Annotated in this window: 18 protein-coding genes and 1 riboswitch; of the genes, 6 read left to right on the top strand and 12 right to left on the bottom strand. The window is 65.7% G+C overall.

All coding sequences use genetic code 11. The features are described from left to right. Window positions 1–140: 140 nt before the first annotated feature. From DQ353_RS03200 to DQ353_RS22500, 3 genes are all read right to left on the bottom strand, one after another. Window positions 141–1,058 carry a GNAT family N-acetyltransferase gene (locus tag DQ353_RS03200; RefSeq protein WP_113761343.1) on the bottom strand — a complete coding sequence of 306 codons (918 nt, stop codon included), beginning with the start codon at window positions 1,056–1,058 and terminating at the stop codon, window positions 141–143. A 4-nt stretch (window positions 1,059–1,062) separates the two neighbouring features. After that, window positions 1,063–2,448 carry a glycine--tRNA ligase gene (locus DQ353_RS03205; protein ID WP_113761344.1) on the bottom strand — a complete coding sequence of 462 codons (1,386 nt, stop codon included), beginning with the start codon at window positions 2,446–2,448 and terminating at the stop codon, window positions 1,063–1,065. A 690-nt stretch (window positions 2,449–3,138) separates the two neighbouring features. After that, on the bottom strand, window positions 3,139–3,360 hold the full coding sequence (locus DQ353_RS22500) for a nucleotidyltransferase domain-containing protein (RefSeq protein WP_220093959.1): 222 nt from the start codon (window positions 3,358–3,360) through the stop codon (window positions 3,139–3,141). 1,165 nt (window positions 3,361–4,525) lie between these two features. Between DQ353_RS22500 and DQ353_RS03215 the strand changes: the two genes are divergently transcribed. Continuing rightward, entirely contained in the window at window positions 4,526–7,456 is a 2,931-nt protein-coding gene (locus DQ353_RS03215; RefSeq protein ID WP_181578219.1) for a helix-turn-helix transcriptional regulator, read from the top strand. A 106-nt stretch (window positions 7,457–7,562) separates the two neighbouring features. Here DQ353_RS03215 and DQ353_RS03220 read toward each other — a convergent pair whose 3' ends face one another. Beyond that, window positions 7,563–7,817, bottom strand: a complete 255-nt coding sequence (locus DQ353_RS03220) for a hypothetical protein (RefSeq protein ID WP_113761347.1) — start codon at window positions 7,815–7,817, stop codon at window positions 7,563–7,565. 146 nt (window positions 7,818–7,963) lie between these two features. Between DQ353_RS03220 and DQ353_RS03225 the strand changes: the two genes are divergently transcribed. After that, a complete protein-coding gene (locus DQ353_RS03225) occupies window positions 7,964–10,897 on the top strand; it encodes a helix-turn-helix transcriptional regulator (RefSeq protein ID WP_113761348.1) in 2,934 nt (977 codons plus the stop codon). A gap of 24 nt (window positions 10,898–10,921) precedes the next feature. Here the strand turns inward: DQ353_RS03225 and DQ353_RS03230 are convergent, their stop codons facing one another. From DQ353_RS03230 to DQ353_RS03240, 3 genes are all read right to left on the bottom strand, one after another. Further along, window positions 10,922–11,515: a carboxymuconolactone decarboxylase family protein gene (locus DQ353_RS03230; protein WP_113761349.1), complete on the bottom strand. Its 594-nt coding sequence runs from the start codon at window positions 11,513–11,515 to the stop codon at window positions 10,922–10,924. 141 nt (window positions 11,516–11,656) lie between these two features. After that, on the bottom strand, window positions 11,657–12,646 hold the full coding sequence (locus tag DQ353_RS03235; protein WP_181578220.1) for a DMT family transporter: 990 nt from the start codon (window positions 12,644–12,646) through the stop codon (window positions 11,657–11,659). Next, window positions 12,643–13,623, bottom strand: coding sequence for a DMT family transporter (locus DQ353_RS03240; protein ID WP_113761350.1), 981 nt, complete (start codon window positions 13,621–13,623; stop codon window positions 12,643–12,645). The genes DQ353_RS03235 and DQ353_RS03240 overlap by 4 nt, the downstream gene beginning before the upstream one ends. A gap of 149 nt (window positions 13,624–13,772) precedes the next feature. On the opposite strand from DQ353_RS03240, the gene DQ353_RS03245 reads away from it, so the two are divergent. After that, complete coding sequence (locus DQ353_RS03245) at window positions 13,773–14,000, top strand: RNA-binding S4 domain-containing protein (protein ID WP_245348188.1); 228 nt, start codon at window positions 13,773–13,775, stop codon at window positions 13,998–14,000. Window positions 14,001–14,033: 33 nt separating this feature from the next. On the opposite strand, the gene DQ353_RS03250 is transcribed toward DQ353_RS03245, so the two are convergent. Continuing rightward, on the bottom strand, window positions 14,034–14,237 hold the full coding sequence (locus tag DQ353_RS03250) for a hypothetical protein (RefSeq protein WP_113761352.1): 204 nt from the start codon (window positions 14,235–14,237) through the stop codon (window positions 14,034–14,036). Window positions 14,238–14,441: 204 nt separating this feature from the next. Continuing rightward, entirely contained in the window at window positions 14,442–15,098 is a 657-nt protein-coding gene (locus DQ353_RS03255) for an alpha/beta hydrolase (RefSeq protein ID WP_113761353.1), read from the bottom strand. A 99-nt stretch (window positions 15,099–15,197) separates the two neighbouring features. Here DQ353_RS03255 and DQ353_RS03260 point away from each other — a divergent pair, with 99 nt between their 5' ends. Together DQ353_RS03260 and DQ353_RS03265 are read left to right on the top strand one after the other, a co-directional pair. Continuing rightward, window positions 15,198–16,049, top strand: coding sequence for an SGNH/GDSL hydrolase family protein (locus tag DQ353_RS03260; protein ID WP_502696372.1), 852 nt, complete (start codon window positions 15,198–15,200; stop codon window positions 16,047–16,049). A gap of 168 nt (window positions 16,050–16,217) precedes the next feature. Continuing rightward, window positions 16,218–16,604 (top strand): SHOCT domain-containing protein, encoded by a 387-nt coding sequence (locus DQ353_RS03265; protein WP_113761355.1) that lies wholly within the window; start codon window positions 16,218–16,220, stop codon window positions 16,602–16,604. Between the two features lie 90 nt (window positions 16,605–16,694). On the opposite strand, the gene metX is transcribed toward DQ353_RS03265, so the two are convergent. Both metX and DQ353_RS03275 read right to left on the bottom strand, forming a co-directional pair. Next, complete coding sequence (metX, locus tag DQ353_RS03270; protein ID WP_113761356.1) at window positions 16,695–17,843, bottom strand: homoserine O-acetyltransferase MetX; 1,149 nt, start codon at window positions 17,841–17,843, stop codon at window positions 16,695–16,697. After that, the gene (locus DQ353_RS03275; RefSeq protein ID WP_113761357.1) at window positions 17,840–19,183 is read right to left on the bottom strand and encodes a bifunctional o-acetylhomoserine/o-acetylserine sulfhydrylase; all 1,344 of its coding nucleotides are present in this window, start codon (window positions 19,181–19,183) and stop codon (window positions 17,840–17,842) included. Before DQ353_RS03275 ends, metX begins: the two co-directional genes overlap by 4 nt. A gap of 73 nt (window positions 19,184–19,256) precedes the next feature. Next, a riboswitch (SAM riboswitch) is annotated at window positions 19,257–19,372 on the bottom strand. Window positions 19,373–19,540: 168 nt separating this feature from the next. Here DQ353_RS03275 and DQ353_RS03280 point away from each other — a divergent pair. After that, the gene (locus DQ353_RS03280) at window positions 19,541–20,185 is read left to right on the top strand and encodes a VOC family protein (protein WP_113761358.1); all 645 of its coding nucleotides are present in this window, start codon (window positions 19,541–19,543) and stop codon (window positions 20,183–20,185) included. Between the two features lie 73 nt (window positions 20,186–20,258). On the opposite strand, the gene DQ353_RS21275 is transcribed toward DQ353_RS03280, so the two are convergent. Next, complete coding sequence (locus tag DQ353_RS21275) at window positions 20,259–20,441, bottom strand: hypothetical protein (protein WP_146755188.1); 183 nt, start codon at window positions 20,439–20,441, stop codon at window positions 20,259–20,261. Window positions 20,442–20,456: the final 15 nt, after the last annotated feature.

The following is a 20,456-nucleotide window of genomic DNA, read 5'->3' on the forward strand; positions in this document are numbered from 1 at the left end:
GGGATTCGTTCCCGGGGGCAAGGGCCCCTTCCCGTATCGCGGTCCGTCCCCGCACAACAACAACGCCCGCAAACAACGATGGCGTCGGGCCTGCCTTCCACGGAAGGTCGACCCGACGCCATCGGCGTTGCAGCCAAGAACTACGCGGTCGCCACGATGTACGTGGTGGCGGTGACCGTGGCGTGCTTGGCCGCGACCAGCACGTCGATGAGCGAGGAGAGCACGACCATCGAGCCGTCCACCTCCAGCTTCACCGGGTACTGGTGCGCCAGCATGGCCAGCATCCCGCGGATCGGCTCGGCCGATTCGTCCTGGCCCAGTTCCGGGTTCCAGCCCAGCAGCACGTCGGCGGGCGCATCGGCGCGCGCCGGGGTGTAGCTGATGGCAAAGGACAGGATCTTCCCGCCGCGGGCCTTGGGCTTGTCGCGGAACACGATCACTCCCTGGGCACCGGTGGCGTCATCGAGCAACATCTTCTGCGCGCTGCCCAGGGTCATGTTCGCCGGATCCCACTTGTGGATCGAGTTGTAGAACTCGATGACCAGCTTTGTCAGCTCGACGCTGCCGGTTCCGATGTCCTCCAGGGTCAGCCCGTCGTCGTCGAAGAGCGGCAGCGCCAGGCCACCGGGCTCGACAACCACGTCGCGGGCCACCTGGATCTGTTTCATGCCCAGCGACGCGCAGAACCCCGCCGCCGTAGCAGCATCGGTTCCTGCTGTCACGGTGTAGCGGGCCTTCAGCTCGGTGCTTTGCCCGGCAGGGACCAACGCGCGAAGGCGCGCCACCAGCTCCGTGCCCACGCCGGTGCGGCGGTGCTCCCGTGCCACTTCCACATACAGCCACAGCCGCTGCGGATGCAGGGTCGAGGCGAACACCACCCCGGCGGCGACCGCGATGCCCTGGTCGGTGGCCACCAGCGCGCGGCTGAACGGCGCATTCGAGTCCTTGCGGAACATCGTGCGGTCCTGGTGGGCGTGCGGGGAGGCCGGGTCGCCGAAGATCTCCAGCAACGCCAGGTCGTCCCCGTCCGTCCAGGGCCGGTACTCGAGTGTCGACATGTTCCTAGGCTCCGTTGAGGCGCTCGGACAGGTAGGTGCGCACCTTGTCCAGTGCCACGCGTTCCTGGGCCATGGTGTCGCGGTCGCGGATGGTCACGGCCTGGTCCTCGAGGGTGTCGAAGTCCACGGTGATGCAGAAAGGCGTGCCGATCTCATCCTGGCGGCGGTAGCGGCGGCCAATGGCGCCTGCGTCGTCGAAGTCGATGTTCCAGGACTTGCGCAGCTCGGCGGCAAGCGCCTTGGCCTTCGGGGACAGGTCCTCGTTGCGCGAAAGCGGAAGCACCGCGGCCTTGACCGGGGCCAGGCGCGGATCGAGCTTGAGCACGGTGCGCTTGTCCACCCCGCCCTTGGCGTTCGGGGCCTCGTCCTCGACGTAGGCGTCGACCAGGAACGCCATCATCGAACGGGTCAGGCCAAAGGACGGCTCGATCACGTACGGGGTGAAACGCTCTCCGGTGGCCTGGTTGAAGTAGGACAGCTCGGTGCCCGAGGCCTTGGAGTGGGAAGACAGGTCGTAGTCGGTGCGGTTGGCGACACCCATGAGCTCGCCCCACTCCGAACCCTGGAAGCCGAAGCGGTACTCGAAGTCGATGGTGGCCTCGGAGTAGTGGGCACGCTCGCCGTCCGGGACGTCGAAGCGGCGCAGGTTTTCCTCGTTGATGCCCAAATCCAGGAACCAGGCCCAGCAGTCCTCGACCCACTTGTCGAAGAACGCCGGGGCGTCCTCGGGTGCGGTGAAGAACTCGATTTCCATCTGCTCGAACTCGCGGGTGCGGAAGATGAAGTTGCCGGGGGTGATCTCGTTGCGGAAGGCCTTGCCGATCTGGCCGATGCCGAACGGCGGCTTCTTGCGGGACGCGGTGAGCACGTTGTTGAAGTTCACGAAGATGCCCTGGGCGGTTTCCGGACGCATGTAGGCCATGCCGGCGGCCGTGTCGACCGGGCCCAGGAAGGTCTTCATCAGCCCGGAGAACATCTGCGGTTCGGTGAACTGGCCCTTGGTGCCGCAGTCCGGGCAGGGGATTTCGCTCATGCCGTCGACCGGCTTGCGCTTCTTCTTGGCCTCGAAGGCCTCCAGGAGGTGGTCCGCGCGGTGGCGCTTGTGGCAGGAGGTGCACTCGACCAGCGGGTCGGTGAACGTTGCAACATGGCCGGAAGCTTCCCAGACGGCCTTGGGCAGGATGATGGAGGAGTCAAGTCCCACCATGTCCTCGCGCCCGCGGACGAAGGTCTGCCACCATTCGCGCTTGATGTTTTCCTTGAGCTCGGTGCCCAGGGGTCCGTAGTCCCATGCCGAGCGGGAGCCACCGTAGATTTCACCGGCCTGGAAGACGAAGCCGCGCCGTTTGGCGAGGGAGATGACTTGATCGAGCTTGGACTGAGGCGCCATAACAACTCCAATGGTTCACGAGGCCGCTGGTTGCGGTCCGTTGGGCGAAAACATACTCGCCAAGCCTAACGTGTTTGCCCCGTGAAGTCCGAGTTTCCGCCCCGGTCCCGGCGCATGATGCCCGGCACCCTGCCGCCGCCTTGCGAAGGCGGACCCAGGTCTGCCGGATTGCCGCATCGAGCAGGAGGTTCATTCTTCGCCGGGCCCGCTGGAGGTTGTCGCAGGAGTCGGTGTCATGCCCGTAGCCGGCTCTGGTTTTCCTACTCAGCAGTCTCCCCAGATGTGGTGCGGCTTCGCCATCGACCGCGGCCAGCAACTTCACGGCGTTGCGCTGGTCCTCCCGCTTTGCATGCGTTCCCAGTGGGAAGGCGCAGATGGCGTCGCAGGCCGCGATGCCCGCATGGACGCACGGCGTGAGAACAGCGTCCGGTGCGTCCCGGGCCTCATCGGCCAGTTCCAGTGCATCCGTTACCACTTTGCGAAATTGGACCGCTTTCGCCACGCGTCCTCGACGAACCCCCGCCTCGGCGGGAACGGTTTTCACGAGGCCAGCTTCGAGCGACCCGGCCTGTGCTCAGGCGATGCCCGCTCACCTGCAATGTGGATGCCGTCACGCACGATGGAATCGAAAACGGGGTCAGGTGTGATTTCCGAATCCCGTCACACCAGCAGCCGGGTATCGTTTCCGGTTCATTTCGATACGGCAGCGGAGAAGTCGTTCAAATCTGCGTTTGCCGGAACATCTCCGACGTCGTCGGGAAGGACCACAAGCACGTCAATGTCGCTGTCGAGTGTCATCTCGCCGCGCGCAGCGGACCCGAACATCGTCACGGCCAATGGTTGGACATCCCAAGGCCGGATCAGTTGTTGCATGCCCAATAAAAGTCGCCGCTTCGTCTGAGCCATTTCCATGAGTAGGCCCTGCACTCAAATGATCCCGGTTCAACACGTACACGAATGCGTTGCCGTGACGCTCTTCCAGAACGATTCCCTGCTGCACAAGCCTGGCAATCCCCTGGCGCAATCCGTTCAAGCATCCGGCATCCGGCATGAGCCCTCGGATCCTGGGCACAGTAAGTGGTGCTTCTGCTCTCGCCAAGACAAGCAGGATCCCGGCTTCGAGTGTTGGAGTGATGACAGGCAACGGGTTCTGAAGGCGCATGCGGCTGGTCCTGTCGCCGAATGAACGGCTGCAAGCCCCAGGTGCAGAATATTGCACCTGGATTCAGAATACTGCGTCTTACTTGCCCATACCGATATTGCCCCTGAATTCAATCCGGTCAGGAGAGGAGTCCCCGGCCCGCAGCCACACCGGCGCGGACGCCCCCAACGACTCGACCCCGCCACGGGGATTCGGTTTCGGCTCCGCGTCAACGATTGACATCGATGCAATCGTTTCCCCGCCGCCCCGCTTTCGCTTGAAGCTTGGCTGAAAGTCTTTCGAGCCATGCCCGTCCCTGCACCCGGATCCCACCGAGCGGCTCCCGATCAGTGCGGGGGCGCCCCCGGGAAGCCTCCGGGGCGAAACCGCCGGACCACCTTGGTATTGAATTCCCCCATCACACAATTTTGGCGGTCCGCGGCTGAGAACGTCGGCCACGGCCCGCCAAAAGGACCAAGTCATTTCCGGGACAACAGGGTCTTTCCCCCGTGGCCAGGAAGGACCGGGAAATGGGCCGGGCCCTGTTCAGGCTTTCGCAGCCACGGCGGGGTACCTGCCCCATCCCCGGCGGGACAGACACAACGAACCACTTGCCCCTCGACCCCCGGCAACACGCAAAAGTAACTGGTTGTCTCTTGGATCGTCATCACGGTCGCTCCCGGGTCTTCCGTTGCCATCGCGGAGAGCGGACCCAGACCCGCCAAGAACAGTGTGCCTGCGGCCAATCCGGTGAGACCCGACGCCTTGTGTGGAAAAAACATGATGCCACCTTCCATATTTCCTGAATTCGATACTTCAACACTGCTCTCGGACACCGTGTTCCTGCATCGGGAATGAGCACCCAGAAGACGACGCAAATACCTGAGATACCGGGCACTCTCGCCTATGGAGGTGCAAGCTGCGAGACTGGATCGCATGGCCCCCGATCGTGAATGGACCAGCCCGGAACTCGTCGGACGGGCTACTGAACTGGGTGAAATAGATGCCGTCCTGCGCGGTGCCCATGCCGGAACGGCCGTCACATTGGTGGTCTCGGGAGACCCCGGTGTCGGAAAAACGACACTGATCAATCGGGCCTGCTCGAATGCGGATTCCGCGGCTTCGATTCTTTTCGGCGGGTGCCTGCCATTGGCCTCGATCAGCGTCCCTTTCCTTCCCTTGCGCACCGTCATCCGGGGTTCTCCCCCGGTGGGGGGAATCCCCCACCCCGTGTTCGGAACCAGCGGCCAGACGCCAGATGAGTCCATCGTGGCCCTTGACGACTGGCTGACGGAGATCAGCCGGGCCCGACCCGTGGTGCTGGTGGTTGATGACCTGCACTGGGCCGATCCAAGTACCCTCGATGCACTGATGTACCTGATAGCGGGGCCTGGTGACAGGCGCCTGTCTATCCTCGCCACCCTGCGCAACGTGGAAGTCGGCGAAGGACATCCGCTGCAGCGCTGGCTGGCGGACATCCGACGCATGCCCCGCGTTTCCTGGCTGGAGCTGGGGCCACTGGACTATCGGGCGACGGGAGCCCAGCTGGCCCAGGTGTTGGGTTCCGCACCGCACCAGTCATTGATTCGGGAGGTCTTTTCCCACACCGCAGGGAACCCCTACCTGAACCGGCTCATGGTTGGCGGGCTGCGCGCCGACACCCGCCATTTGCCGGCGCAGCTGCCTGTGGACCTGCGGACAGCGGTCCTGCGGTCCTGGCACAGCCTGACTCCGGAGGCGCGCGAACTCACCGAGCTGATGGCCGTTGGCGGTCGCCCCCAGCGGGCGGAGGACCTGGACGAATTTATGCAGCAATCCGGGCCCCGGTGTAACGTTTTGGCCTTCTTGCGTGAGGCGGCGGACGCAGGAATTGCGGAATGCGACGCCGGCGGCGCACTGTGGTGGTTCCACCATCCGCTCATCGCCGAAGCCCTGGAACAGGGGCTTGATGAGGGGAGACGGCGACGTTGGCACGCGGTTTTCGCCGCGCACGAGGAAAGACGGCTAGGCGAAGGGGTCACCGCTCGTTTCGGGTCGCTGGCGGCACTGGCCCACCACCATGATGCCGCCGGAAACTTCGCCGAGGCCTATCGGTGGACGTTGCGTGCCGCCACCGCGACCAACGAGGCCAGCGGAACCGTTGGAAAGTTGCCGCTGCTCCGCCGCGCGCTGGAGTTGCAGGACATTCTTGGCCATGAGAAGGAAGAACGTGAATGGCTGCTCAACAGGATGCGCGCCGCGGCAGCAGACACCGGTGCCATGGAGGATGAATTGGAGGCGGTGGAGGCCTTGATTTCGGAGATCACCGCCGTTGATCGACCGCTTGAGGCCTCCGAACTGATGGTGAGGCAGGCCCAGCTGAGGTTTACCACCGGACAGGAGTTTCTCTCGATCAGCCGGATGAGCCGCGCAGTGCAGCTTGCCAGTGCGAATAAACAGAGTTGGCAATACGCCTTGGCGCTTGCCGAACTCGCTGTTGCAGAATTATGGAGGGAGGAACCCGACGGGCAAGTCCACGCATCGGAGGCCTTGCGCGCTGCCCGGCGTGCGGGCAACCCCCGCGCGTTGTCCTATGCCTATGTTGCCAATGCCATGGCCTCTTTGAATAGTGGAAATTTGACCCGAGGTCGCGAAGCGGCGGCGCTGGGGGTCGAAGCCGCGACACGGACGCGAGATTTCATGGCGATGTTTTCTGCCATCGTGTGGCAGGCAAACGTCACGGAATCATTTGCCAGCCAGACCTATGCCGATTTCATGCGCGCCGGCAGGGGCATCATGGCAAACAAGGGATCACCGCATGTTTACCTCGCCACGCTGGCCGGTTTTGAGGCAGGCGCCTACTTGGCCATCGGTCGTTGGACGGATTGCGCCTTGGCACTTCGCGTGGCCCTTGGTTCGGACCCCGGCGCCATGGGTGATGTCTTGGCTCGATTGACGGCCGCCCAGCTGGCGGTCCGGCAGGGCAAACAAAGCGAGGCCGAAGCGCACCTTGCCCGAGCCGAGGAATTGTCCGCACAAGCGTCCAAGTTCATGAATCATAAATTCGACGACATCCGTGCCGAGGTCTATCTGGCTGCCGGAAACCCCGAGGCTGCATACACGACCATCATGCGCTACGCCAAAGCCGAACTCCCGGCCGAGTACATGACCGAAGCAAGCGTTCCACTGGCTGCCCGTGCGCTGGCGGATCGCATCGAACGTGCACGCGATGAGGGAAGCCCCACCGCAGATCTGCTCGCGTTCGTCGACGATCTCCTGCAACTTTTTCCCCGCGTGCTTCAGGAAGAATTCGACACCGAGCTGTTCAAAACGCAGATGCAAGCCCTCAATGGGCTTTTTCGGGCCGAGGTCGGCCGTGCCCGCTCCTCCTCCGAGAACGGTCGGCAATGGGTGGCGGCGGCGGATGCATGCCGGGATGCAACCCTCCGCTGGGAGGAAGCCTATTGCTGCTGGCGGGCCGTGCAAGCGATGCTGTTGCACGCCAACAGCCAACGCGGGCCGGCCACCGAGATTCTTCGCCGCGGCCTCGAACTTGCCGAGCAACTCCAGGCCCGTCCGATCCAGGCATCGCTGATGCAAATTGCCGCCCAGGCCAGAATCGCCATACTTCGCCCGGCCCCAGGGGCCTCTGCCGGTGGCATGGTCGAATTGCCCGGTCTCACCCCGCGCGAACGGGAGCTCCTTGGCTTTGTCGTCTCCGGTCTGACTTACGCGGAGATCGCCCGGACCTTGGTCATCAGTGAGAAGACCGTCAGCACGCACGTCTCAAACATGTTGCGCAAAACGGGCACCGCGAACCGCCTGGATCTATCCCAACTGGCCACCCGACAGCGCAATGACCCGACAACGAGGACCGGCCGACCCTAGCCTGGCCACGGGCGGCATTATCCCGGCGGCCATCCGCGGGTCTTGGAGCCGGCAGGGGTTTGCCGGCCGGGCCGAAGCCCGACCGGCAAACCGGTGTCGTAGATGCCTAGCGTTCAGGGACCCAGGTCGGGGCCTCGACGCCGGCCCCGGTCAGGCTGTCGCAGCGGACCAGTTGCGTTCCAATCCTTGTCAGCGAACACGTCGAGGTATCCGTGGTGACAGTGCTGACCGTGGTTTGCTCATCGACGATTGGTCCTCCGGGATCCAGCCGGGCAAATGCCGGGGAGGAAGCGGCGAGGGCCACTGCCAGCGAGGCAAAGACCAGGCCGGCGAACCGTGTTGTCTTGCGTGCGGAATTCATGGAGCTTGCCTTTCGTGTGCAGTGATTCCGATACCTCAATCGTGCTCGTTGGCCGCTTCGGGGGCATCGGGAACGGCCCCTCAAAAAACCGGCCAAACCCCTGAGATTACGGCTCCCGCGGGGCCCGATGGTGACAAACTGGATTTGTGGCACTGGAACTTGGGGTGACGGGCCCGGAACTCGTGGGGAGGGCGACGGAGCTCGATGACATCGGCGCGTCCTTGGAGGCGGCGATATCCGGTGCCGCCTGCATCCTGGTGGTCTCCGGAGACCCCGGTGTCGGGAAGACCGCGCTCGTGCAGCACGCCTGCGCGGCGGTCTCCTCCGAGATGTGGATCCTGGCAGGGGCCGCACTGCCGCTGGCCTCCATCACCGTCCCGTTCCTGCCACTGCGCTCGGCCATCCGCAGGGCCCCGGTTCTCGAGGGGATCCCGACCCCCGGCCTTGGGCCCGGAGGATGGGCGGCCAACGACGTGATTGTCGCGATCGATGACTGGTTGACCCAGCTGTGCCTGTTACGGCCCGTGGCGCTGGTCGTCGATGACCTGCAATGGGCGGACCAGGGCACCTTGGATGCGCTGATGTACCTCATCGCCGGGCCCGCGGACCGCCGCCTGGCCATCCTGGCGACCCTACGCAGCGGCGAGCTGGGGGAACTGCATCCTCTGCAGCGCTGGCTGGCCGACATCCGGCGCATGCCCCGGATCTCCTGGGTGGCGCTGGAGCCGCTGGACCGCACCTCGACCGGAGCCCAGATTGCCCAGGCCATGGGATCCGCCCCGCACCAGTCGCTGGTGCAAGAGGTTTTTTCACGCACCGCCGGAAACGCCTACCTCAACCGGCTCATGGTCAGCGGCCTGCGCCCCGAGACCAGGCACCTGCCCCGGACGCTGCCCGAGGACCTCAAGTCGGCCGTACTGCGGTCCTGGCGCGGCATGTCCGACGGCGCGCGGCAGCTGACCCAGCTCATGGCCGTGGGCGGTCGTCCCATCCGAGCCCAGGACCTGGCCGGCCTGTCGCAGCAGGCCGGGACCCAGCACGACGCCGCGGCCATCCTGCGGGAGACGACGGAGGCCGGGATCACCGAATGCTGGCCGGACGGGACGCACTGGTGGTTCCACCATCCGATGATCTCCGAGGTCCTGGAACAGGGAATGGAAAGCGGGCAGCGCCGGGACTGGCACGCGCTGTTCGCCGCCTACGGGGCGCGACTGCTGGCCCAGGGAACCACCCCGGACTTCGAATTCATGGCGGCCCTTGCCCAGCACCACTACGATGCAGGGAACGTCGGCGAGTCCTACCGCTGGACGCTGCGGGCCGTCGCGGCCGCGGGATCGGCCGGCGGGTCAAACGAGATCCTGCGCCTGTTGCATCGGGCGCTGGCCCTGCACGGACAGCTGCCGCAGGTCGATGAAAGCCGCGAGGAACTGTTGCATCGGTTGCGCACCGTTGCCGAGGCGGCCGGGGCCATGGAGGATGAACTCGATGCCTTGGACGCCCTGTTGGCGGAGCTTGACCCGGCCCGGCGGCCACTGGACGTCGCAGAGATGCTGGTGCGCCGCACGCTGGTGCGTTTTTCCTCGGGGCTCGAATTCCTCTCGGCCGATGCGCTGCTCCAGGCCGTCCGACTGGCTGAGGTTTCCCCCGAGAGCTGGCAATATGCCTATGCCCTGGCCGAGCTCGCCCATGTGGGCCTGTGGAAGGACGATCCCGACGCGCGCCGAATGGCCGCTACGGCGCTGGAGCTGGCCCGGAAGGCGGGAAACCCCCGGGCCCTGTCCTACGCACTGACGGCCAACTCCATGGCTGCGCTGCTCGGGGAACGCCCCGGCGAGGCACGCCTGCTGGCCGCCCAGGGTGCCGCGGCCGCCGCGCGGGCCCGGGATTTCTGGGCCCTTCTCCACGCGACGACCTGGCAGGCCAACGCGACCGAGGCCTGGACCAGCCAGGTGTTTGCCGACCTGATGCGCTCGGGCAGGCAGCAGATGGCCATGCTCGGCTCCCCGCACGTGTATCTCTCCAAGATGGCTGCGGACGAGGCCAGCAGCTACCTGTCCATCGGCCGCTGGCGCGAATGCAGGCAGGCCCTGCGCGTGGCACTGGGCGCGGACCCGGGCCCGCTGGGCGATGTTGCCGCCCGCCTGACCGCCGCCCGGCTGGCTGCCCTGCAGGGCAGCCAGGACGAGGCCAAGGCGCATCTGGCCCGTGCCGAGGAACTGTTCGCACACAAGTCCGGGTACAACAACCTCGACTTCGACGCGGTCCGCGCGGAGGTGCTCCTGGCCGACGGCGACCCTTCGGCGGCCTACCTCGCTGCCATGGCCGGGGCCGGCAAGGAGGGCCAGCCTCCGACCATGTGCGAGTGGCTGCTGCCGCTTGCGGCCCGCGCCCTGGCGGACATGCTTCAGGGCGCCCGGGACGAGGGCGCCGACACCGCGGACATGCTTGCGTCCACCGACGAGCTGGTGGAACGATTCCCCTCCGTGCTGCGGGAATCGGGCAACGACACCCCGTTCTATGCGGCGCAGGTAGCCGCCTTCGAGTGGCTCTACCGCGCGGAGACCGGCAGGGCCCGCTCCGACGCCGGGAACGCTGCGCAGTGGATCGCCGCTGCCGAAGCCTGCCAGGGGGGATCCCTGCGCTGGGAGGAAGCCTACTGCTGCCGGCGGGCGGTGCAGGTGCTGCTGCTTCACGGCCATTCCGGCCACGGGCCCGCCACTTCGTACCTTCGCCGCGGGCTCGTCCTGGCCAACGAACTTCATGCACGTCCCATCCAGGACTCGCTGCTGGAAATCGCCGCCCGGGCCAGGATCGCCACCCACCAGCCAAGCATCGGGCAGGCACCCGACGGATCCATCGAGCTGCCGGGCCTCACGGCGCGCGAACGGGAGATCCTCGGCTACGTCGTGGCCGGGCGCACCTATGGGGAAATCGCCCGGTCCCTGGTCATCAGCGAAAAGACCGTCAGCTCGCACATCTCAAACATGCTGCGCAAGACCGGCACCTCCAACCGCCTTGACCTCTCGCGCTTCGCGACCCGGCATGGACCGGAACCCACCGCGCCTGATGACCGACGCTGACCCGCCGGCGCTGTGGCGGGTACGTCAGCCGACAGCGGCCCGGCGGGCTTCGATCGGATCGAGCAGGGCGCCGCGCATTTCCTCGCTGAGTTGCGGGGGCACATCAATCTCCACGGCCAGGGCCTGCAGGATCCGGCTGAGGTAGTTCCGGGCCGCCGCCGCGAGCGTGATGTCAACAATCTCCCGGTCGGTGAAGCCGAGGTCGCGCAATCGCCGGCTGTCTGACTCGTCCATGGCGGCCGAGTCGCCGCTGAGCTTCACGGCGTAATCCATCATCGCCACCTCGGCCTCGGCCAGGCCGGCGGAACGGTAGTCCGTGGCGATCCCCAGCAGTTCCCGCTCGTCGATGTACTTCAGGGCCTTGTTCCCGTGGGCCAGCCGGCAGTGCCGGGAGCCGATGCCCAGCGCCGCGGCCAGGGTGACCAGTTCGTAGCGGCGCATGCCCATGGATTTGGTGATCGAGGACTGCAGGGCCTTCCACGCCTCAAAGGCCTCGGGGTTCAGGGCCAGGACCTTGGTGTGGCTCGGCACGTAGCCCAGCGCGGCGCGGTCCGCGGCGTAGGCTGCTGCGGTTGCGCCGACGGCCTCGGCCTCGCTGGTGGTCTGGAGAATGCCCATGGCGTCCTGCTTCCTTGGTCCTTCGGATGTTCCTGTTTCATCCTGAGTGTAGAAGCGCCGGCCGCCGCGGCACATGGGGAAGATGCCCCATCTTCGCCGCCTGGGTGCGCCCGGCTTCCGTGCAAGGAAGCGGGCGCGCCACTATTTGCGCAGGTGCCGGAACGTGCTGACGGGGATCGAGGCCAGCGACACCGCGGCCAGGGTGAGCAGCGTCCCGGCAATGGTCGCGGCATCGATGACGGTGCCGGGGGCCGGCACCAACACATCGATCAGCAGGGAGCCGAGAAGCTGACCGCAGATCATTCCCAGCCCGGTCAAAAGGACCCCGAGGTGCTTGACCAGGAATGCCGATAGCCCGATGAACACGCAGCCCAACGGGCCGCCAAGGTAATACCACCACTCGGCGGGCAACGCCGCCGGAGGGCCGGTGGCCGGCATGCGCACCAGCAGCAGGATGGCCAGCAGGATCCCGCCAACCACGAAGTTCACCAGCGTCGCTGCCACCGGCGTCCCGTAGGCCTGGGCCTGGACCCCGTTCATTGCGGCCTGGAACGCCATGAGAAAACCCACCACCAGGGGCACGGCCATGGGCACCAGCAACGTGGCGATGGCCCCGGCCGACCCCATCCGCGGGCCGACAGCCCAGATGACCCCGGCTATGGTCAGCCCGGCTCCCAGCGCCCGGATGGCGCTGACGCGCCGCCGGCCCCCGGGTCCGAAACCCAGGCCGTCGACCAGCAGGGAGCCCAGCGTCTGGCCCGTGACGATGGCGACCGTGAACAATGCGACGCCGACCAGTGGCACGGTGAGCGTCTGGGAGATCACCACGAACGCACCGACGCAGCCGGCGGCCAGGTACCAGAGCGGGAAGCGCTTTTCCCGCAGGGCCCGTGGGATGGCCAGGGCCCCGGCCCGAGCCCCCGGCAGCGCAAGGGAGGCGATGGCCAGCAGGATGAGCCCGGTGGTGAAGCTGACCAGCGAGGCGGCGACCGGGTCCCCGAGCTTGGCGCCCAGGGCTCCGTTGATGCGGCTCTGGATCGGCATTGCCAGTCCGGCAAACACCGCCGTAGCCAGGTACAGGGGCATCAGCGAACGCTGGTCGGTCCGGGTGGCTGCTGTTGTTGGACTCATGGTGTCTTTCGTGTCTTCCATCGTGGCCGGCCGTTGGGTTGCCAGGAGGCCACCAGGACCGCCAGCAGGGTGACCAGTGTTCCAATGATTTCATTTCCGCCGACCTTCTCCGGCGTCAGGATCAGGTCCATCGCCAGGGATCCGACCAGTTGTCCGGTGACCAACCCGATTCCCAGCACCAGGGCGCCAAGCCGCGGCACCAGGGTGACCCCGGTGACCACGAACAGGATTCCCAGCGGCCCGGCAAGGTACATCCACCACAGCGGAACGGAGGTGAACCCGAACGATTCGATCTTCAGCAAGGCCACGATCGCCATGGCGATGAGCAGCCCGGCGGTGGAGGCCAGATAGTTGATGGCCGTGGCAGTGGTCGTGGACCCGTAGGCCTGACCGGCTCGGCCGTTCATCGATTGCTGGAAGCTCACCAAGAGGCCTGCCTCCATGGCCACGGCCAGGGAAACCCAGGCAAGCGGCGACTCGGCCGAGCGTGCACCGGTCCCCCAGGAGGCGATCACGGCGCCGACGACCAACAGCACCGCCCCGAGGATCCGGATGCGGGTCACGGGCTGCTTTCCGGCCGGGCTGAATCCGATCACGTCGATGACGATACTGGTCAGGGTCCTGGCACCGACCACGGCAACGGCGAAGAGCGCCAGGCCGATGTTGCTCACGCTCATGGCCTGGGCCACCATGTAGTACGCACCCACCAGCCCGGCCAGGAGGAACCAGCGCGGGATCTGGCGCTCGCGCCACACGGAACCGAATTTCTTCCAGCCCGCCCGGGCCCCGGGAAGCGCGATGCTTGCCACCACCAGGCAGGCCAGGGAGGTCAGTGCGCTGATCAACGCCGCCGCAAAGTAGCCGCCCAGGAAACCCGCCGCGTTGGAGGTGATCAGCGCCTGCAGGGGCATCAACATGCCAGCCGAACCTGCCAACGCCAGCGGAACTGCGTGCGAGCGGGGTTCGGGGCGGGCCACGGCTCTCCTTGGGGACGGGGAATCTTCCTACTACTGAAACCTACTGTTAACCGTCTGCGGGCCCGGCATTGTGTCGTTCACAGCACAATGCGGGGCCCTGACCCCGTATTGGTGCATGGTCATGGACCCGTATGCGCCATGATGGATACATGGCAAAATCCGAAGCATTCCACCTCCAAATCCGCGACGAATCGATCCGACTGGGCCAGCTGTTGAAGCTTGCCTCGTTCGCCGAAGACGGATTCCATGCAAAGCAGATGATCGAAGACGGGCTGGTGAAGGTCAACGGCGAGATCGAAACCCGTCGCGGCGCCCAGATCCGCAACGGCGACACCGTGAGCGTCAATGGCGAATCCATCACGGTCGAGTCGGCATAGCTCGCCGCATCGAACGGGTGGCGGCCAGCGGCCCTACCAGCTGACCGTCGCCAGCCCCTGCACTGCTTCCGGGCTCATGCCGGCGGCCCGCGCCGCGGCAACCAGGCTCCTGGCCTCCGCCAGCGCCGGGTCCTGAAGCGCCCGGCCCGCGTTCACCCGGGTTCCGTTGGCGCGCCCGGTGCCCACCAATCCGGCGCCCTCGAGTTCCCTAAAGGCCTTGTCCCTGGGTCCGGGCACGGGTCCACGGTCCCCGAGTGTTCCAGCTGACGCACCAGCGGGTTGCCCCGGCCGCGAAACCTCAGGGTGCCGGCACGGCAATCGGTTGATCGCGCGCGGTGCCCGCATCGTGGGCCACGCACAAAAAACCTCCTGCTTGCACCAATGGTTCACGGCAAGCAGGAGGTCGTGTTCACGTCTTCTGCCCGACAGTCGCCGGTCGCACTAGATCGAGGCGCCCTTGAGCACGACGTGGCTCAGGAATTCGTGGACGTGCGCCATTTCCTGGGCATTGACCGAGTGGAGCATGTTCGCATAGAGCACCTTGGTGACGTGCACGTCGGTGGTTGCCCAGGCGTGGGTGTAGTCGATCTTGTCCTGGGTGATGACCGGGTCGGCCTGGTCGCGTCCCCAGAACACCGGCTTCTTCATGTCCCTGAGCAGCTCGTCCTGGAAGAAGCCTTCGCCTTCTTCCGGCACGGCGAATCCCGACAGGCCGATGACCGTGGAAATAGCCTGGGGCTGGTGGCGCAGCAGGGAGGTGGCCACGGCCATGCCCATGGAGAAGCCCAGGAGGCTCACCGAGGAGTGCTGCTTGGAGACCGGCTCCAACCATTCCCACAGGTCGGCGATGGCCTTCTTGACGGCATCGAACGAGTAGTCGAGGTCCTGCATCAGCGGGAACCAGGTGTACCCGGGGCCCAAGGCCTGGGGCGCCCTCACCGATACCACGGTGAACTCCTCGGGCAGCATGGGGGCCAGGCCCATCAGGTCTTCTTCATTGGAGAGGTAACCGTGCAGAAGCACCAAAAGCGGGGTGCCGGTACGTTCGGCTTCCGGGCGGGACCAAATGACAGTGGGGTTCCAACTTGTTTCACTCACCAGACCAGTCAAGCAGAAATCCCTCTCCCCGGGGAATCCGGAAGAAACCTACGCTTAGGTAACTTACGTATTCTTTGGTAGGACTAAGTTGTGAACAACATCAGCGAGACCCCTTCCGTGGAAACCGCCGCCACCGGCTCCGCCCTTCATCCCTGGCGACGCTACGTGGCCCTGGGCGATTCCTTCACGGAGGGCATCGGCGATGTCGACCCACAGAGCCCAGGCGGCTACCGCGGCTGGGCGGACCGCGTGGCCGAACAGCTCAGCCACGGCATTGACGACTTTGCCTATGCCAACCTGGCCGTCCGTGGCCGGCTCATCACCCGGATCTTTGACGAACAAGCCGGCCCCGCCCTCGAGCTCAAGCCCGATCTCATCAGCCTCTGCGCGGGCGGCAACGACGTCATCCGCCCCGGCGGGGACCCGGATGCCATTGCCGACAAGCTCGACGCCTTGATGCGCATCCTGGCTACGTCGAACGCAACCATCCTGCTTTTCACCGGACCCGACATCCGAGACACCCCGGTGCTCGGCGGCATCCGCGGCAAGGTCGCGATCTACAACGAAAACGTCCGCACCATCGCCGCCCGCTACGACGCGGTGGTCGCCGACATGTGGTCCCTGCGCGAATTGCACGAACCGCGGATGTGGGCCGACGACCGCCTGCATTTCTCCCCCTTGGGCCACCACACGATTGCGGCCATGGCCCTTGACGCGCTGAACGTGCCGCACGACCTGCAGCACCTCGAACCCGGCGAGGTCGAGGTCAAGAACTGGCGCGAAGCCCGGCGCGACGACTTCATCTGGGCACGCGCGCACCTGGCACCCTGGGTCCTGCGCCGCATCCGGCACCAGTCCTCGGGCGATGGAATCTCAGCCAAGCGGCCGCTGGCCACGACGTTCACGGTGCCGCCACCCAACGACTCGCTGGGCAACGGCCCGGCGATCTAGGAGCGCGACGGCTCGACACCAGAACGGCATCCAACCATCAAAGGTGAGGTCACGGTCGGAAAACGTTTCCGGGTTTGAGGGCCACGGTTCACCGCTCCGTGATCTACTGGTGCAAAGCGAAGGATGTCCGCCGGCCCCACGGGCTGGCCCCACGAGAACGGCTGCCGCATGAACTTCACCGAGGATTCCCTGGACGAGCAGGAATTTGTCGACTTTGGCACGGTGCAACCCGGCCCCTTCGGCGACTCGAATCCCATGAACGACCTGGTGGTTGGATTCGGTGTTTTCAGCGTGCTCTTCGCAATCGCCTTTGTGGCGGTGATCGGGTTCATTGTCTTTGTGGCCGTCCGGAACTACAAGGCCGGCAAGAACGCGGGCCTGGATCCATTCACCCTGCAAACCGAACTGGCGGTCCGCGCCGCAAAGTCGCAGATGCTGGCACCCCGGCAAAGCCGCGAACAACGCCTGGCCGAGCTCGAGGACCTGCTGGCCCGCCGGGTGATCACCTCCGAGGAACACCAACAGGCCCGGATGAAGATCCTGACCGAGGACTGAAGGCAAAAAGACGGCCGGGGCCCGAAGAAGCGTTCACTTCTTCGGGCCCCGGCCGCTTGCCCGCACCGCGGATGTGCGGGCGAGGTTGCGTCAGCTGAAGATCTCCCGTGTCAGCGGCTCGCTGAGCTGCTCGATGTCGGTCAGGAATCCGTCGTGGCCGATCGGCGAGGTGATGTACTTGACCTCGCACGGGTTCGGCAGCGTCTTGGCCAGAAGCTCGGACTGCTCGGGCCAGTACAGGCGATCCGAATCGACGGCACCCACCAGGAAATTCACGCCCGCGAGCCTGCCCAGGGCATCCCTGAGCGACCCGTGCCCGCGGCCCACGTCGTGGCTCATCAAGGCCTCGGTCAGCACCAGGTAGCTGTTGGCGTCGAAGCGGCCCACCAACTTGTCGGCCTGGTGGTCCAGATAGCTCTCCACCTGGTACCGGCCCCGGTCAAGGCCAACACTGGCCACCGGCTGCTCGGACCCCTGCGGGGCACGGCCGAACCGGACATCCAGCTCGGCTGCCGTGCGGTAGGTGATGTGGGCAATGCGCCGTGCGATGCCCAGACCTGCCGAGGGAACGCGTTCGTTGGAGTAGTAGTCGCCCCCGGCAAAGTCCGGATCCAACCGGATGGCCGCGGACTGCGCCTGCGCAAAGGCGATCTGCTCGGCCGAGGACTCCGCTGCGGCCGCGACCACCACGCAGTTCTTCACCCGTTCGGGGAACTCCACGGCCCACTCCAGGGCACGTGCCCCGCCCATGGAACCGCCCAGCACCGTGTGCCAGGCCTTGATGCCCAGCGCATCGGCAAGCCGCGCCTCCAGGCGCACGGAATCCTTGATGGTGGTGAAGGGGAAACGGGATCCCCAGGGCACGCCCTCCGGATCAAGGCTGGCCGGACCGGTGGAACCGGAGCAGCCACCAACCATGTTGGCCGCCACGACGAAGTAGCGGTTGGTGTCCACCGTCTTGCCCGGGCCCACGAAACCGTCCCACCAACCGGGTTCGGTCGATGCGCCACGGGCCACGTGGCTGTCTCCGGTCAGCGCATGGGCGATATAGACGGCGTTGGTGGCCTCGGCGTTCAGCATGCCCCAGGTTTCATATCCCAGCACGATCTGCGGGAGCGTCGCACCGGTTTCGAAGGTGTAGGGCCCGGTAGGCAAGTGCCGCAGGATTCCGTCGGGCGCCTGGTCCAGCGCGGTGGCGGTTTCTGCGTCGTAGAGCACCACGTTGGCCTCCACGCTCACCGAGTGGCCTGCAGTTCAACATCGCCCAGGGAGGCCACGGCTTCGAAGCCGTCGCGCAGGTCGGCGATGATGTCTGCAATGTTTTCGATGCCCACGCTCAGTCGGACCAGGCCCGGGGAAACACCCGCGGCGACCTGCTCGGCCTCGGTGAGCTGGGAGTGCGTGGTGGAGGCCGGGTGGACCACCAGCGACCGCACATCCCCCAGGTTCGCGACGTGGGAGTGCAGCTTCAACGCGTCGACGAAGCCCTGACCTGCCTCGCGGCCGCCGGAAATCTCGAAGGAGACGATGGCGCCGGTGCCCTTGGGTCCGTACTTGCGTCCGCGCTCGAACCACGGACTGGAGGGGATGCCGGCGTAAATGACGCGTTCCACCTGAGGCTGGGCCTCGAGCCACTGGGCCACTTCCACGGCGTTGGAGACATGCCGCTCAATGCGCAGCGACAGGGTCTCGAGCCCCTGGGCGATGAGGAAGGCGTTGAAGGGGGCAACCGCCGAGCCAAGGTCGCGCAGCAGCTGCACGCGGGCCTTGAGAACATAGGCAAGGTTCGCACCCAGGGCGCCGTTGACGCCCAGGTCCCGGGCGTACACCAGGCCGTTGTATGACTCGTCGGGGGTGTTGAAGCCGGGGAACTTCTCCGGATCGGCGGCAAAGTCGAAGTTGCCCGAGTCCACGATGACCCCGGCCATCGCGGTGCCGTGCCCGCCGAGGTACTTGGTTGCCGAGTGCACGACGATGTCCGCTCCCCATTCGATGGGGCGGATCAGGTACGGGGTGGACAAGGTGTTGTCGACGATCAGCGGGACGCCTGCCTCGTGGGCAATCGCGGAGACCGCTTCGATGTCGAGCACGTCCTGGCGGGGGTTGGAAACCACTTCGCCAAAGAAGGCCTTGGTGTTCGGCTTGACGGCGGCTTTCCAACCCTCGAGGTCATCGGGTTCCGAGACGAAGGTGACCTCGATGCCGAGCTTGCGCAGCGTGTGCTTGAACAGGTTCTGGGTTCCGCCGTAGAGGCTGGGGCTCGCCACGATGTGGTCGCCGGCCTCGGCCAGGTTCAGGATGGCGAAGGTGGTTGCCGCCTGGCCCGAGGCCAGCAGCAGCGCACCCACGCCACCCTCGAGACTGGCGATGCGCTGCTCGACGGCATCCTGGGTGGGATTGCCGATGCGCGTGTAGATGGGCCCCAAATCGCCCAGGGCAAAGCGTGCCGCGGCGGTCTCGGCGCTCGGGAACACGAAGGCGGTGGTCTGGTAGATCGGCAGTGCGCGTGCGCCGGCCGTGGCGTCAGGCTCCTGCCCTGCGTGGATCTGACGTGTTTCAAAGGACCAGTTGTTAGACATTTCTTCCCCTTCAAGGATTTAAGGGGTATGCCCATGGCCGGCTCCGCGATGGAGTCGTCTATGTGCTGGGGCATTCCCGCGCTTGTCCCGCGTCTTTTTGACGCGGGGCCTGGTCTTCACCCGGGGCACCCCACCGCGGTGGAGGGTTGCCGTTCAGCAAGCCGGGGCCTTCTGCTGAAACTCATGACCTTGGCAACAAGTCTGGCCCACGGCGCCGCAGCTCCGCAACCACGTCTCAAATTGTGACAAAACAATTGGACTGCACACCGCTCCTGCGCGTACCCCGAACAACCAGCCCAGATGCAAGTTAGGCCATCCTAAGTCGAGAGCCAGATCACAAAGTGCCATGATAGGCACATGATGAGGTTGGACCATGTAACTTACGCTTGTGGACCCGACGGCCTCGCGGCTACTGCCGCTCGGATCGGCGAGGCCCTTGGACTCGAATCTGTAAAGGGCGGTGTACACCCACGCTTTGGTACGCGCAATGTCATCTTCCCGCTGAAGAATGGCCAGTACCTGGAAGTTGTTGAAGTCCTGAACCACCCGTCGTCTGACAAGGCGCCGTTTGGCCAGGCCGTTCGCGCCCGATCCGAACTCGGTGGCGGCTGGATGGGCTGGTGCGTCGCTGTTGACGACCTGGCTCCGGCGGAAGAGCGCCTGGGCCGGGGTTCGGTTCCGGGCAACCGGAAATTCCCGGACGGACAGGAACTGACCTGGCGCCAGATCGGCATCAATGGCTTGATCGCGGATCCGCAGGTTCCCTACCTGCTGCGCTGGGATGACGGAACCCAGGACCTGCATCCGTCAAAGGCCCTGGAGCCGGTTGGCAAGATCTCCTCGATCAGCATTGCCGGTTCCAGCGAACGCGTTGCCGACTGGCTCGGACAGCCCGAGCAGCTGCCCGTCGGCGAGGTCGTTGTCAACTGGCAGGCTCCCAACGGGACACCGGGAATCCTTTCGGTGACCTTTGAAACGCCAAAGGGTTCAATCACGCTGTAACGACGCAGTCGCAGGAAGCTCCGCCAAGGCGGGGGCCGGCCGGTTTGAACTGGCCGGCCCCCGCCTTGCTTCGTTACTGGCCGGTACCGCCACCGGAGATGTTGTCTTCGGCGGCGTTGCGCAGTTCATCCATCAGGATCTCGAAGTGCCTGACCGCGATCGATCCGGCAGCCAGGAACGTGCCTTGCCGAAGCAGCCAGAAGAGCCCTCCCGGCATCGTGATTCCGGCGCGGTAGAAGCCACCGGGTGATCGCACAACCCAGCAGCGGCG

Source organism: Arthrobacter sp. AQ5-05 (assembly GCF_003287975.1).
Lineage (GTDB): Bacteria > Actinomycetota > Actinomycetes > Actinomycetales > Micrococcaceae > Paeniglutamicibacter.

Excerpts from the sequence above, each read along its gene's own strand:
- DQ353_RS03275 (WP_113761357.1), bottom strand. The coding sequence starts at position 19,183 with ATGTCTAACAACTGGTCCTTTGAAACACGTCAGATCCACGCAGGGCAG.
- DQ353_RS03235 (WP_181578220.1), bottom strand. The coding sequence starts at position 12,646 with ATGAGTCCAACAACAGCAGCCACCCGGACCGACCAGCGTTCGCTGATG.
- DQ353_RS03245 (WP_245348188.1), top strand. The coding sequence starts at position 13,773 with ATGGCAAAATCCGAAGCATTCCACCTCCAAATCCGCGACGAATCGATC.
- DQ353_RS03280 (WP_113761358.1), top strand. The coding sequence starts at position 19,541 with ATGATGAGGTTGGACCATGTAACTTACGCTTGTGGACCCGACGGCCTC.
- DQ353_RS03220 (WP_113761347.1), bottom strand. The coding sequence starts at position 7,817 with ATGAATTCCGCACGCAAGACAACACGGTTCGCCGGCCTGGTCTTTGCC.
- DQ353_RS03265 (WP_113761355.1), top strand. The coding sequence starts at position 16,218 with ATGAACTTCACCGAGGATTCCCTGGACGAGCAGGAATTTGTCGACTTT.
- DQ353_RS22500 (WP_220093959.1), bottom strand. The coding sequence starts at position 3,360 with ATGGAAATGGCTCAGACGAAGCGGCGACTTTTATTGGGCATGCAACAA.
- DQ353_RS03230 (WP_113761349.1), bottom strand. The coding sequence starts at position 11,515 with ATGGGCATTCTCCAGACCACCAGCGAGGCCGAGGCCGTCGGCGCAACC.
- DQ353_RS03215 (WP_181578219.1), top strand. The coding sequence starts at position 4,526 with ATGGCCCCCGATCGTGAATGGACCAGCCCGGAACTCGTCGGACGGGCT.
- DQ353_RS03200 (WP_113761343.1), bottom strand. The coding sequence starts at position 1,058 with ATGTCGACACTCGAGTACCGGCCCTGGACGGACGGGGACGACCTGGCG.
- DQ353_RS03205 (WP_113761344.1), bottom strand. The coding sequence starts at position 2,448 with ATGGCGCCTCAGTCCAAGCTCGATCAAGTCATCTCCCTCGCCAAACGG.